This window comes from Alcaligenes sp. SDU_A2, assembly GCF_038237375.1.
Taxonomy (GTDB): Bacteria; Pseudomonadota; Gammaproteobacteria; order Burkholderiales; family Burkholderiaceae_B; genus Alcaligenes.
The window spans coordinates 3,204,666-3,217,405 of sequence record NZ_CP151273.1; the positions used below are offsets into that span (position 1 = coordinate 3,204,666).

Genomic DNA, 12,740 nt, shown 5'->3' on the forward strand with positions numbered 1-12,740 from the left:
ATCGTCAAAAGGCGGACGCCGCCCCATACTTGATCGCCAGTTCGATAAATGCGCGCATCGCGGCCGACTGGTAGGCCCCCTTGCGCTGCATCAGAATGGCACGCCGCTGTGGCGGAGCCGGGTCCAGCCCCACCGCCACCAGGTATTCGCTGTTGCCAGCAATGGCCGCCGGCAGCAAAGTAGCCAAGCCGGTGCGCCGCACGATCTCGATGACGGCATTCAGTGAGTTCGATTCCATCTGCACCCGCAAATCCAGATCGTGCTGCCGGCAATGGCGTTCGATCTGTTCACGGGTAGCGAATTCGGCCGTAAGCAAAACCAGCGCCTCGCGCATCAACGCATCACGGTCTATGCTGCGCCGCTCGGCCAGGGCATGGGTGCGGCTGACGACCATCGCCAGGGTCTCGACCAGCAAGGGCTGGAACTCGACTGCTGTCGAGGTGGGTTTCTCAAAGGCAATCCCTATATCCAGTTCGTCTTCCACCAGCTGCGTTTCCACGCGCTCTTGCAGCATTTCCTGCACCACCAGGCGCACATTCGGGTAGCGACGGTGAAAAGCCTCGACCAAAGGACCAATCAGATACGAAGTGAACGTAGGAGCCACGGCCACCCGCAAGGAGCCTCGGCTCAAATCACTGACATCATGAATGGCACGCCGTCCTTCCTCCAGATCCTGCAGCGCCTGACGCGCGTAGCGCAGATATACCTCGCCGGCATCGGTCAGGCGCACGCTGCGCCCATTACGATCGAACAATTGCGCCCCCAACTGCTCTTCCAGTTGACGGACTTGCTGGGACAGTGCAGGCTGAGACACATGCAAGGCATGGGCCGCGCGCGTGAAGCTCTGATACTGAGCCACCGCCAGGAAATAATTGAGATGACGCAGCAGCATATTTTCACTATAAGTAAATCCAATGCAATGCATCGGAAATTGGTATTTTACCTTATGAATAGAGCAAGGTAAGCTTCACCCTGAGTCAAACCACAAGGACAAGGATGAAAGACATTATCGACGGATTCCTGAAGTTTCAACGGGAAGCCTATCCAAAGCGCGCCAAGCTGTTCAAAAACCTGGCCACGCACCAAAATCCCCGCGCGCTCTTCATCTCTTGTTCCGACAGCCGATTGGTGCCCGAACTGGTCACCCAGCGCGAACCAGGCGATCTGTTCGTCATTCGCAACGCAGGTAATATTGTCCCGTCCTACGGGCCCGAACCCGGTGGGGTCACCGCTTCCGTCGAGTATGCCGTGGCCGCTCTGCGGGTGTCGGACATCGTCATCTGCGGCCATTCGGACTGCGGGGCCATGACGGCCATCGCTACCTGTCAGTGCCTGGATCACATGCCGGCGGTCGATCATTGGCTGCGCTATGCCGACTCGGCACGCCTGGTCAACGAGGCGCGCGTACATGTCAACGAACACGAACGCATTGCTTCGATGGTGCGGGAAAACGTCATCGCCCAGTTGGCCAATATCCAGACCCACCCGTCGGTGCGCCTGGCCATGTCCGAAGGACGGCTGACCTTGCACGGCTGGGTTTACGATATCGAATCGGGCACCATCGATGCCTACGATGGCGGTGCCATGAAATTCGTGCCGCTGGTTGAAAATCCCACGGTACGCGCCGCACCGATCCGCCTGCCCTAAGCTGAATGAACGCTCCTGCAAAAGGAGCATTCATACCCACCGTGGTTCGTAACAACAACCCGCTGTTTCAAGTGCCCAGCACCGCTTTCAGTGCTGGCTGCAGATCCGGATAGCGAAATACATAGCCTGCTTCCAGGCAACGGCGCGGTTGCAAGCGCTGCCCGCCCAGCAACAGCACCGACAGCTCTCCCAGGGTGGCCTTCAGCAACCACTCCGGCACAGGCAGAAATGCAGGCCGGCCCAGGACACTGGCCAGGGCACGAGTAAAGTCGGCATTGCGCACCGCCCCAGGCGCACATGCATTAAACGGGCCGGAACAGGTTTGATGCTGCAACAAAAAGTCGATCAACCCGACTTCATCATCCAGATGAATCCAGGGCATCCATTGCCGCCCACTCCCCAGACGCCCCCCCAGGCCCAGTCCAAAGACGGGTGCCAACCGCTTCAATATGCCTTGCCCATCGGCCAGCACAGGGGCGGTGCGTACCCGCACAACCCGTATCCCTAATGATTCGGCTCGAATCGCTTCCTGCTCCCAGGCAGCACACAATCGGCTGCCGAAGTCTTGTCCAGGCAAGGTTCTTTCTTCGTCCAGAAGCAAGTCGCCGCCATCCCCGTACCAACCCACCGCCGAACCGGACACGAGCACAGACGGGCGATGTTCCAACCGCGCCAACCAGCCCACCAAGGTTCGAGTCAGATCCACGCGGCTGCGCCATAGCACCTGACGCCTACCCGCCGTCCACGGACGGTCTGCAATGGGTGCGCCGGCCAAATTAACAACCGCATCCAAGGTCTGCGCACCGTCCCACTGCTCCAGCGCGCCCAAACCCTGTGCTCCGCTGCACAGCCCAGCCACCTCGTGCGGGCGACGACTCCACACCCAGACATCGTGGCCCTGTGCCTTCCATTGCTTGCACAAGGCTCGTCCGATCAAACCCGTACCGCCTGTCAATAAAATACGCATCGCCTGTCTCCTGCGCGCAAGCCGATCTTACATCTGGCGGTCCTGGCGCTGCTGGTCAAATAAGCTGCGTCTTGCATGATGCACCAGAGACGGTCCGATCGCCATGCGTATTGACACTTGGCCCAGCCCACCCTGCCGCCGTCAGGCGCAACGAATTAAAACAAGTTACGCCCGAGGCAGGCCATTTTTTTTAAACAGAACGCATCTACTGTTGGGCTTGGACAGTAATCGACAGATTCACCGGCACGGTCGTGGAAATCATGGTCAGGCCAGCGACCTTGCGCAAGGCTTCAATGCCATCGCCCAACTTAAAATCCAGTGCATTCAGAACAATAGGCTCTTGTGTCGTTAACACCGCACGCCCGTCTTTCAGCTGGATGTAGCGTAATTGGGATTTAAACGGCTTGGTCTGGCCTGCAATACTCAACTCCCCGTCCAGATTCACCAGAGCGGACTGCCCGGCCTGCAAATCCTGCACACCTTCCAATCCGGCCTGGCCCTTGAATTCGATGGCCGGATACTGCTGCTCCTGAAACAGCATGGTCCGCATGCGCTCATCGCGCACAGGAATGCCGGTATCCAGCCCGGCCAGCGCAATCGACGCCTGGACCTGACCGCTCTTGTCCACCGTTCCTTGCACGCCGTTAAAGCGCAACACTTCCGTGGCCGCTTCGTTACCGGGCTTGAGTGCCTTGACCGACAGGAAAGTGACCGTTGATTGCTCGCCATCCACCACCCACGCCGCCTGCACAGTCGGCGTCAGCATCAAAGAGCCAGCCAGAGCAGCAAGAGCAAATATTTTACGCATGAAGAATATCCTTTTCTAAATAAAGACAGGGTTTCTTGGAATGGAAAAACAGATCAATCAAAATCATAAAAAAATTAAAAAAAGAAACATATTGAAAATATAAAACCCTACAAAAATAGGGGTTTATGAATTTCAAAAAAAATAATCCAAACACTACCGAAGCAATCATAAACAAAAAAACAGAAATAACAGAAAAAAAAGATTCTTCGCTAAACATCGGGGATTCCTTCGTATTGCTTGGGCCGTTTAGGCCAAACGCAGAGAGCCTCGGGTTCTCGCCAGGCCGATCGCAGCGGGCCGGTGGGCGAGTCAGGGCCTTCGCCGCAGGCGGGATGCCGGGGCGGGAGGCAAGGGGCGTGCTGTTCGAGCAGGGCTCTTGTGATTCGTCCGGTGGACGAATCACCCTGCGAGTTCACGCCCCGCCCGCACCGGTATCCTGACCAGGGAACCCGCGCACAGCGCGGGCGAAAGACCCAGCCCACCGGCCCGCTGCGATCGGCCTGGCGAGAACGACACCGCTGTGCTTGGCCCAAACGGCGGGACGTCCGTGTACGTTGTGCAAGGCATCAGCCATACGCTCAATGTTCTGGTGGGTATGTATGGCCGGGCTATGTCGCCGATGTTTTGAGCCGTTCAAGACGCAGCACGCTTGGACGGGGCGGGTCGGATGGCTTGCCGCAGGCGGGGCGCGGGGACGGGGTGCAAGCGTCGTTCTGTTTGACGGCGGCGCTTGTTACTTGTCCGGCGGACAAGCAACCCGCCGGAGTTAAGGACGCGCCCGGCCATGCGCCCCGACCAGGGCACCGGCGCAACGCGCCGGCAAGCCATCAACCCTGTCCGCGCGTGCTACGTCTTGAACGGCGTTTTCAAAAATCCAGTTCGTCATCGACTGGGGCAATTGGCTCCCGGAACTCTTCAAAGAAACCAAAAAAACGCCCCATATTCAATGAGCTGAAAATACCGTCTACAACACAGTCTGCGTCGTGCCCCCCCCCCTCTTTGACGGCCCATGCATCCCAGGCTGATTTTTATCCCGACCATTTTCGGACAGTCTTTGTCCATACTCGGATAGCTGCCCAAGACGCTCTTTCGCTACTGTATGGACATGAGCCGCCCACTTTTTTGGCGGCATGGATGCAAGGAGACAAGCAATGAGCACAGTGAGTTACGACACCTACCGCGAAGACAAGCTGGGTCGCGCCAATGTGGCCGACACCCCCGAACTGCTGTCCTACTACAAAGACCTGGAGCGCCTGGGCACGGCTGCCTTGTGGACAGTGGCCAACAAAATCGAACCCTGGCAACCCAAGTCGCAATCCGTCCCCATGCTGTGGCGCTATCGGGATTTGCGCGAACACGTACTGCAATCCGTATCCCTGGTCTCGCCTGAAAAAGCCGGACGCCGGGTGATCTACTTTGAAAACCCAGGGCGCAAAGATGTGGCTGCCGCCGTGGGCTGGCTGTATTCGGGCCTGCAGGTCATGCATCCCGGCGAAGCCGCCTCGGCGCACTGGCACTCCTCGTCAGCGCTGCGCTTTATCATGGAAGGTCGCGGGGCCTACACCATCGTCGATGGCCACAAAATGACGTTGGGCGCGAACGACTTCGTCATCACCCCCAATGGCTGCTGGCACGAACACGGCGTAGACGAAGGCGGTCTGCCCTGCATCTGGCAGGATGGCCTGGATATTCCGCTGGCCAACGCCATGGAAGCCGGTTTTTTCGGCGTACACCCCGATCTGCACCAGGCCGTGGGCTTTCCCGTGGACGACGCGGTCGGTCTGTGGGGCGCGCCCGGCCTGCGTCCCGACAGTGTCAAATGGACCAAGCCCTACTCGCCCCTGCTGAAGTACCAATGGGAGCCGACCTACGAGGCACTGCAACGCTACGCCCAGGCAGCCGAAGGCAGCCCCTACGATGGCTTGCTGATGAACTACACCAACCCGGCCACAGGCGGCCATGTCATGGCCACGATGGGAGCCAGCATGCAGATGCTGCGTCCCGGCTTCGTGGGCAAGGCGCACCGTCACACCGGCAGCTTTCTGTACCAGGTGGCTAAAGGCAGCGGATACTCCATTGTGAACGGCCAACGCCTGGACTGGCAGGAACACGACGTTTTCTGCGTGCCATCCTGGGCCTGGCACGAGCACGTCAATGGTTCGCAGACCGAGGATGCCTGCCTGTTCTGTTTTAACGACCTGCCCGCCATCGAAAAAATGGGCTTTTACCGCGAAGAAGCACTGGCCGATAACAACGGCCATCAACCTGTCTCGGCCTAGACGCGGCGCTGGCCTCCCCAGAGCCAGCTTGTCGTCCATCAGTCCGGACCGCTCCGGGATTGGATCAACGTCCAATCCCGGGGCGTTTTGCTTTGCCCGACGCGGCGCTATACTAAAAACTTGAAGGATCAACAATCGCTGCCGGTACCCGGCCTGGTCAACGGCGATTGCAAAGCCGGACAACAGCGCCCAGACAGCCCCGCGGAGGCCGCCATGCACCCTTCGATGACAGGATGGACTCAAACCCTGCTGAGTCAGCACGCGCTGCTGGTGTCGCGCGACGTCGAAGAAGTGCGTTCGCGTGTCGCCGCCTTGCTCAACGATCACCACCTGACCCCACATGGGGCCACGCTGACAGCCCGCCTGCACGGCGTGCAAGCCGACGCACTCAGCCTGTGGCGACTGGAATACGGCGACGCCGTCACTGTCGAAGAAACCCGACCAGGCGGCGACTTTCTGCTGGTACAGATGCCCCTGTCCGGTTCGGTGGACATTCAATGCGAAGAAGGTCACTGGGCCGTGCGTGCCGGCTCGGGACTGATTCTACCTTCCCACCAGCCCCACCGCCTGCTCTGGGAAGCCGGTGCCGCGCAGATCATCCTGAAAGTGCCGCTCAGCCGTCTACAACTCGAATACCAGAACCTGACCGGCACGCTTTCCCGTGAACCTTTGACCTTTGATCGCCAGATCCGACTGGAAGCCAGCGACGGCGAACAGTGGAGCGCCCTGCTGCGCTACTTCTGCGAACAACTGGCCCATCCATCGCCGCTGGGCGCGATCAAGATCCGCATGGCCGAACAAGCGCTGATCCGCCACCTGCTGGTGGCCCAGTCCCTGACGCTGCGCGAACACCTGCTGGGCGAACACGGCCTGCACATGCCCCGGGTTCTGCAACGCGCCCGCGACTTTATGCAAAGCCATCTGCGCGAGACCATCGGCCTGGACGACATCGCCCGGCACAGCGGTGCCAGCCCACGCAACCTGTCGCGCCTGTGCCAGCAACACTATGGCGTCAGTCCCATGCAGTTGCTGCGCGACATGCGCCTGGATGCCATACGGCAAGCACTGATCCAGGCCAACCACGACCGCAACGTATCAGAAATCGCCCTGCACTGGGGCTACACCCACCTGGGCCGCTTTGCGGCAGCCTACAAACAGCGCTTCGGGCAGACGCCGCAGGAAACGCGGCGGTTTGGGCGGGCCACCAGAGGCTCCGACCAGAATTGACTATCGCCTGAAGTAACGCGGGCCTAAACAGACACGGGAGGCCACGACCCGGCCCCAATACCACACAGTAGCAGCCTGTTTAACGACAAGCCGCAGCTACTGCGCGACTGACGGTTTGGCCCAGCTCCGTTCCAGCAAAAAGCCCAGCATGTGCGCTGGGCTTTAAGAGATACTGGCCGTGAATGAAGCGGAAAGAGCCGCTTCTTGTCGTCAGACGTTAAACAAGAAGTTCAACACATCCCCGTCTTTGACCACGTATTCCTTACCTTCAGCGCGCATTTTGCCGGCTTCTTTAGCGCCTTGTTCGCCTTTGCAGGCGATGAAGTCATCAAAGGCGATGGTTTGGGCGCGGATGAAGCCGCGCTCGAAGTCGGTGTGGATGACACCGGCGGCTTGAGGGGCGGTGTCGCCTACGCGGATGGTCCAGGCGCGGACTTCTTTGACGCCGGCGGTGAAGTAGGTTTGCAGGCCCAGCAGGCTATAGGCGGCGCGGATGACGCGGTTCAAGCCCGGTTCTTCCATGCCCAGGTCGGCCAGGAACTCGACTTTGTCGGCATCGTCCAGCTCGGCGATTTCGGCTTCCACAGCGGCACACACGGCGACCACGGGCGCGCCGTCGGCGGCGGCGTACTGCTGCACGGCGTCCAGATGGGGATTATTGGTAAAACCGTCTTCTTTGACGTTGGCCACGTACATGGTGGGCTTGGCGGTGATGAAGCCGTAGGATTTGATCTGGTGCAGCTCTTCGGCGTCCAGCTTCAGGGAGCGCACGGACTTGCCTTCGCCCAAGGCTTTTTCGATACGTTCCAGCAAGGCCACCAGCTTGGCCGCGTCTTTGTCGCCGGAGCGGGCCAGCTTCTGATTGCGATGCACGGCTTTTTCGACCACGCCCAAGTCGGCCAGCGCCAATTCGGTATTGATGATTTCGATGTCAGCCAGGGGGTCGACCTTACCGGCAACGTGAATGACGTTTTCGTCGGCAAAGCAGCGCACCACGTGTACGGTCGCGTCGGTTTCGCGGATATTGGCCAGGAACTGATTGCCCAGGCCTTCGCCCTTGGACGCGCCCGCCACCAGACCGGCAATGTCTACAAATTCCACCACGGCGGGCAGAATGCGCTCGGGGTTTACGATCTCGGCCAACCCTTGCAGACGACTGTCGGGCACTTCGACCACGCCCACGTTGGGTTCGATGGTGCAGAAGGGGTAGTTTTCGGCCGCAATGCCGGCTTTGGTCAGTGCGTTGAACAGGGTGGATTTACCAACGTTGGGCAAGCCAACGATGCCGCATTGCAGTGCCATGAGTATCCTGAAAATCAAAGAGTTATATAAACGATGCGCTATTGTAGCGCCCTGGCGCAGCCTGGGTGAAATCCAGAATAGGCCGATCTATAAAATGATGCCGACGCAGTCCTCGCATCAGCCGAACCGGGCTGACGCGCTATGACCTGCCTGGCCCAGACAAACGACCTGACGTAACGATTGTATTTACCCTGGCAAGTGCCCAAACAGTTTGAGCAGGCCCATGATAAGCAACACCGGCCCGCCATTGAAAATCGCATGCAGCACGATGGCGGCCCCGATACCGCGACGCACCCGCAGCCAGGCCAGCACCAGACCGGTCACGCATTGCGGCAGCACGAGCAAGGGCAGCAGATACCAGCTCATGCTGTTGAGCTGAAAGTTATACAAATGCAGCGCCCCGAAAGCCAGAGTCAAGGCGTAGAACACCCAAGGGAACAGCCGCCAATAGCGGCGCATAGCGGCAAAGCGCCAGGGCCGCCCTTGCAATGCCGCCAATAAGCGACTGAACCAGTTGGCCCCGGCCGGCAGTGCGGTACGCGCAAAACCGGTATGGCGGCTGATCCAGACGGCAAGACACAGCACCAGCAAAGCCTGCATGGCCCAGGTCGGCCCCTGGAACATGCATAGCGTAGCCAAGGGCACCACCGTCAGCCATTGGGACGGTCTACGCAACACAAAACGAAACACCAGCTCCTCTACAACGGGAGCCCAAAGAATGGCCTGGGCCCACGGTATGCGCGTCGGGTCCAGCCTGTGCTGCGCGCCGCCCAAGCCCGCGACCGACACGGCAATCGGGCCGAAAACCAGCACATTGACCAGCCAAAGCAGACCGGCCCACTGCAGCAAACGCTTGAACGGCAAAGGCGCGAACCAGTCCAGCCACCAACCCTGCCCTGCAGGCCGGCCGGCAAGCCGCCGCGCTGAACGCGGATTGCACAAAAAACGGAAGAAATCCCTGAGTTCGTCCCGAAACCGCACCCCGCCGGCCACCGCTGGATACACCATGCACTAAGCCTTTTGCGTTGCGTGCAACTGGCGCGTCGCCTGTTCGATATCGCCGCGCAACAAAGCAGGCATCACCTGCCTGCAACGTGTAATGACGTCCTCGATATCGCGTAATTCTTCCTGGCGGGGATTGTTCAAGACAAAGGCGGCCACCTGCTGGGCCAGGCCCAGGCTGCGCGGATGCCCTATGCCGATGCGCATGCGCCAGAAATCAGGGCTGCCGAATGCAGACTGAATATCGCGCAAGCCGTTATGGCCCGCATGACCACCGCCCTTCTTGATCTTGACCTGCCCAGGCAGCAGATCCAGCTCGTCGTGCAGCACCAAAACCTGCTCGGGCTGCAACTTGTAAAAACGCATCAGCGCGCCGGCGGCCTGTCCGGATTTGTTCATATAGGTAATGGGTTTGGCTAAAACGACGTTTTCGCCTTCGAAGCGCGCCTTGGCGACCCAGGCGAAAAAGGCCTTTTCCAGATTGAAGGTCGCACGCAAGTCGTCCGCCAGATGATCGGCCAGCCAGAAGCCGGCATTATGGCGGGTGCTTTCGTATTCCGGGCCAGGATTGCCCAGGCCAATGATCAGACGTATGGGGGCAGACATGAAGAGTTCAAAAAATAAATCGCTGCGCAACAAGCGCAAAAAACAAACCCCCGCCAGCATACGCTGACAGGGGTTGATTCGCCAAGCGCAAGGCCGGCCAGGCCGGCCCGCAGCTGTGCCTTACTCGGCGGCGGCTTCTTCTTCGGCAGCAGCGCCACCGCCCACAGGCAGAGCGGCAGCCAGCAAAGGATTGGCTTCGTGGCCGGCATACTGCACGCCCAACGGCAGCTTGACATTTTCCAGGTGCAGGTTGGCGTTGGCAGTCAGGCCGCCCAGATCCACGGTGATGGACGCTGGCAGGCTACCTGGCAGGCAAGTGATTTCCAGATCCGTCAGGATGTGGCTGATGACTTGGCCGCTGAGCTTGACGGCAGGAGCCGTGTCACCGTTGATGAAGTTCAGAGGAACTTTGGTGGTGATGGCCTGGGAAGCCAGAACGCGCTGGAAATCCACGTGCAGCACTTGCTGCTTGTAGGGGTGCCATTGCACGGCGCGCAGCAGAACCTTTTCGGCCTTGCCGTCCAGATCCATGGTCAGGATGGAGGCGTGGAAAGCTTCTTTGCGCAGGCTGTGATAGATTTCGTTGTGATCCAGAGCGACCACGACAGGCTGGCCTTCGCCACCGTAAACGATAGCGGGCACTTGACCGGCGCGACGCAGGCGGCGGCTCGCACCCGTACCCTGTACATCACGCGAAGTAGCGGTGAATTTCATGTAGAACTCCGTAGTGCAGAGCCAGGCTCTGCATAAAATGGTAGCGAACTACCTAGTTGACGCGCGCCGCGACCAGCGCACGTTGAAAAACTTAATCCGTAAACAGCGAACTGACCGATTCGGCATTGGAAATGCGCAGAATCGTCTCGCCCAGCAACGCCGCACAGGACAACTGGCGGATTTTGCTGCATTCGCGGGCCTTGGCAGACAGCGGGATGGTGTCGGTTACGACCAGCTCGTTCAACTGGGAATTACTGATGCGCTCGACCGCCTCGCCCGACAGCACGGGGTGCGTGCAATAGGCGTATACCGCCTTGGCACCGCGCTCTTTCAGGGCTTCGGCAGCCTTGCACAGCGTGCCGGCGGTATCGACCATATCGTCCATCAGGATGCAGGTGCGGCCATTGACATCGCCAATGATGTTCATGACTTCGGATACGTTGGCCCGCGGACGGCGCTTGTCGATAATAGCCAGATCCACCTCCAGCTGTTTAGCCAGTGCGCGGGCCCGCACTACGCCGCCGATGTCGGGCGACACGACCACCATATCCTGGTAGTTGCAACGCCAGATATCGCCCAGCAAAATGGGAGAAGCGTAAATATTGTCGACAGGAATATCGAAAAAGCCCTGGATCTGATCGGCGTGCAAGTCCATCATCATGACCCGGTCCACACCCACCACTTGCAGCATATTGGCGACAACCTTGGCGGAAATGGACACGCGGGCCGAGCGCGGACGGCGATCCTGACGGGCATAGCCAAAATAAGGAATGGCCGCCGTGATGCGACCGGCCGAAGCGCGGCGCAGTGCATCGACCATGACCATGATTTCCATCAGGTTGTCGTTGGTGGGCGCGCAAGTAGGCTGGAGTACGAAAACATCGCGACCGCGCACGTTCTCGTTGATTTCGACCATTGCTTCCCCGTCGGAGAAGCGACCTACTGTCATCTTCCCTAGCGACATGTCAAGATGGTTGACGACGTCGACGGCAAGGCGAGGATTCGCCGTGCCGGTGAAGATCATGAATCGGTCTTGTGCCATGATATGGAGATAGATTTCTGATGCAGGAAAAGCAAAGCTGTTGATCGATACCCCTGTAAGGCAACGACTCAACAGCTTTACATTATCGCAGGCTTTAAGCCTGAAAAGTGGCTGGGGAAGAAGGATTCGAACCTTCGCATGCTGGAATCAAAATCCAGTGCCTTAACCAGCTTGGCGATTCCCCAAAAACTCAATCTATCCAGTAGCGTAGTGGATGATTCTGAAGCCCTGAACAAACCCATGTTTGTTTGACCAGTGAATCATCACTATTTGCTGCGCTACCAGCATGATGTTCTTTACTGCTGATTTGCAAAATTTTATTTTGGCAAATCGTGGCTTCACGCTTGTTTTCAGTTTTCCTGCACTCAACAAACAAACATGAACCAGAGCCTGTCATTCTAGCGCTTATTCCTGAATCGTGCAAGTTATTTTTTAACTTGAGTAGATTCGGATATAAACCGAATGCGACTGCTTCAAGGTTGTTCTTGCCAAACAAAGAGACATTTCCCTCTGCCTGCCAAAAGCGTTCTTGCCAATCAGCAAAGAACGTCATTGTGATGGGTTCTTCGTCTCGTGTCAAGTCTTTCGACGTAAATATTTCCGCAGTCGAAATAAATTGCGGAGGGCGAATAATGACGTAGTCCCGTTCGGGCAGTGCGATCGCCTGCAACTGCTCGCCTACTCCCTGCGCGAATGCGGCTTGCCCGAACACAAAGACCGGCACATCGGCCCCCAAAGGCAAGGCAATATCCATCAAGGCCTGTCGGCTCAAGCCCAACGACCACAAACGGTTCAGTGCGATCAGCGTGGTGGCCGCATCACTGGACCCTCCGCCCATGCCCGCACCCGACGGAATATTCTTGACGCAGGAAATATCCACGCCCTTGCGGGTGCCAGTCGCCTGTTGCAGCGCCCGTGCCGCGCGCACGACCAGATCCTGCTCGGGGTCCACATCGACCAATGTGCTGTAGGCACGGCAAATCCTGCCGTCATCGCGCGGGATAAAGCTCAGGTAATCGTTAAGATCTACAAAGCGAAAGGCCGTCTGCAGAAAATGATAGCCGTCGGCACGGCGGCCGACCACATGCAAGAACAGATTGATCTTGGCCGGAGCCGGTACATCGTATAGCGCCATGACGCCCTGCC

General features: G+C 58.7%; 12 protein-coding genes and 1 tRNA gene. 3 read left to right on the forward strand and 10 right to left on the reverse strand.

From position 1 onward, the window contains the following. Positions 1-4 precede the first annotated feature (4 nt). Positions 5-892, reverse strand: coding sequence for a transcriptional regulator CynR (gene cynR / locus AADW57_RS14815; protein ID WP_341667658.1), 888 nt, complete (start codon positions 890-892; stop codon positions 5-7). Positions 893-996: 104 nt separating this feature from the next. On the opposite strand from cynR, the gene AADW57_RS14820 reads away from it, so the two are divergent. Further along, entirely contained in the window at positions 997-1,647 is a 651-nt protein-coding gene (locus AADW57_RS14820; protein WP_341667659.1) for a carbonic anhydrase, read from the forward strand. 67 nt (positions 1,648-1,714) lie between these two features. Here the strand turns inward: AADW57_RS14820 and AADW57_RS14825 are convergent, their stop codons facing one another. Together AADW57_RS14825 and AADW57_RS14830 are read right to left on the reverse strand one after the other, a co-directional pair. Beyond that, positions 1,715-2,614: a TIGR01777 family oxidoreductase gene (locus AADW57_RS14825; RefSeq protein WP_341667660.1), complete on the reverse strand. Its 900-nt coding sequence runs from the start codon at positions 2,612-2,614 to the stop codon at positions 1,715-1,717. Positions 2,615-2,819: 205 nt separating this feature from the next. Beyond that, on the reverse strand, positions 2,820-3,422 hold the full coding sequence (locus AADW57_RS14830; protein ID WP_341667661.1) for a YceI family protein: 603 nt from the start codon (positions 3,420-3,422) through the stop codon (positions 2,820-2,822). Positions 3,423-4,573: 1,151 nt separating this feature from the next. On the opposite strand from AADW57_RS14830, the gene AADW57_RS14835 reads away from it, so the two are divergent. Both AADW57_RS14835 and AADW57_RS14840 read left to right on the forward strand, forming a co-directional pair. Further along, on the forward strand, positions 4,574-5,701 hold the full coding sequence (locus AADW57_RS14835; protein ID WP_341667662.1) for a cupin domain-containing protein: 1,128 nt from the start codon (positions 4,574-4,576) through the stop codon (positions 5,699-5,701). A 213-nt stretch (positions 5,702-5,914) separates the two neighbouring features. Beyond that, positions 5,915-6,928 (forward strand): AraC family transcriptional regulator, encoded by a 1,014-nt coding sequence (locus AADW57_RS14840; protein ID WP_341667663.1) that lies wholly within the window; start codon positions 5,915-5,917, stop codon positions 6,926-6,928. 210 nt (positions 6,929-7,138) lie between these two features. Here AADW57_RS14840 and ychF read toward each other — a convergent pair whose 3' ends face one another. From ychF to ispE, 7 genes are all read right to left on the reverse strand, one after another. Beyond that, positions 7,139-8,230: a redox-regulated ATPase YchF gene (gene ychF, locus AADW57_RS14845; RefSeq protein ID WP_341667664.1), complete on the reverse strand. Its 1,092-nt coding sequence runs from the start codon at positions 8,228-8,230 to the stop codon at positions 7,139-7,141. Positions 8,231-8,416: 186 nt separating this feature from the next. Beyond that, the gene (locus tag AADW57_RS14850; protein ID WP_341667665.1) at positions 8,417-9,238 is read right to left on the reverse strand and encodes a CPBP family glutamic-type intramembrane protease; all 822 of its coding nucleotides are present in this window, start codon (positions 9,236-9,238) and stop codon (positions 8,417-8,419) included. Between the two features lie 3 nt (positions 9,239-9,241). After that, the gene (pth, locus tag AADW57_RS14855) at positions 9,242-9,838 is read right to left on the reverse strand and encodes an aminoacyl-tRNA hydrolase (protein WP_341667666.1); all 597 of its coding nucleotides are present in this window, start codon (positions 9,836-9,838) and stop codon (positions 9,242-9,244) included. Positions 9,839-9,958: 120 nt separating this feature from the next. Then, entirely contained in the window at positions 9,959-10,552 is a 594-nt protein-coding gene (locus tag AADW57_RS14860; RefSeq protein ID WP_341667667.1) for a 50S ribosomal protein L25/general stress protein Ctc, read from the reverse strand. 91 nt (positions 10,553-10,643) lie between these two features. Beyond that, positions 10,644-11,594, reverse strand: a complete 951-nt coding sequence (locus AADW57_RS14865) for a ribose-phosphate pyrophosphokinase (protein ID WP_341667668.1) — start codon at positions 11,592-11,594, stop codon at positions 10,644-10,646. Positions 11,595-11,702: 108 nt separating this feature from the next. After that, positions 11,703-11,779 (reverse strand) — tRNA-Gln (locus AADW57_RS14870). Positions 11,780-11,784: 5 nt separating this feature from the next. Next, positions 11,785-12,729: a 4-(cytidine 5'-diphospho)-2-C-methyl-D-erythritol kinase gene (gene ispE / locus AADW57_RS14875; protein ID WP_341667669.1), complete on the reverse strand. Its 945-nt coding sequence runs from the start codon at positions 12,727-12,729 to the stop codon at positions 11,785-11,787. Between the last annotated feature and the right edge of the window lie 11 nt (positions 12,730-12,740).

Excerpts from the sequence above, each read along its gene's own strand:
- cynR (WP_341667658.1), bottom strand. The coding sequence starts at position 892 with ATGCTGCTGCGTCATCTCAATTATTTCCTGGCGGTGGCTCAGTATCAG.
- AADW57_RS14820 (WP_341667659.1), top strand. The coding sequence starts at position 997 with ATGAAAGACATTATCGACGGATTCCTGAAGTTTCAACGGGAAGCCTAT.
- AADW57_RS14825 (WP_341667660.1), bottom strand. The coding sequence starts at position 2,614 with ATGCGTATTTTATTGACAGGCGGTACGGGTTTGATCGGACGAGCCTTG.
- AADW57_RS14830 (WP_341667661.1), bottom strand. The coding sequence starts at position 3,422 with ATGCGTAAAATATTTGCTCTTGCTGCTCTGGCTGGCTCTTTGATGCTG.
- AADW57_RS14835 (WP_341667662.1), top strand. The coding sequence starts at position 4,574 with ATGAGCACAGTGAGTTACGACACCTACCGCGAAGACAAGCTGGGTCGC.
- AADW57_RS14840 (WP_341667663.1), top strand. The coding sequence starts at position 5,915 with ATGCACCCTTCGATGACAGGATGGACTCAAACCCTGCTGAGTCAGCAC.
- ychF (WP_341667664.1), bottom strand. The coding sequence starts at position 8,230 with ATGGCACTGCAATGCGGCATCGTTGGCTTGCCCAACGTTGGTAAATCC.
- AADW57_RS14850 (WP_341667665.1), bottom strand. The coding sequence starts at position 9,238 with ATGGTGTATCCAGCGGTGGCCGGCGGGGTGCGGTTTCGGGACGAACTC.
- pth (WP_341667666.1), bottom strand. The coding sequence starts at position 9,838 with ATGTCTGCCCCCATACGTCTGATCATTGGCCTGGGCAATCCTGGCCCG.
- AADW57_RS14860 (WP_341667667.1), bottom strand. The coding sequence starts at position 10,552 with ATGAAATTCACCGCTACTTCGCGTGATGTACAGGGTACGGGTGCGAGC.
- AADW57_RS14865 (WP_341667668.1), bottom strand. The coding sequence starts at position 11,594 with ATGGCACAAGACCGATTCATGATCTTCACCGGCACGGCGAATCCTCGC.
- ispE (WP_341667669.1), bottom strand. The coding sequence starts at position 12,729 with ATGGCGCTATACGATGTACCGGCTCCGGCCAAGATCAATCTGTTCTTG.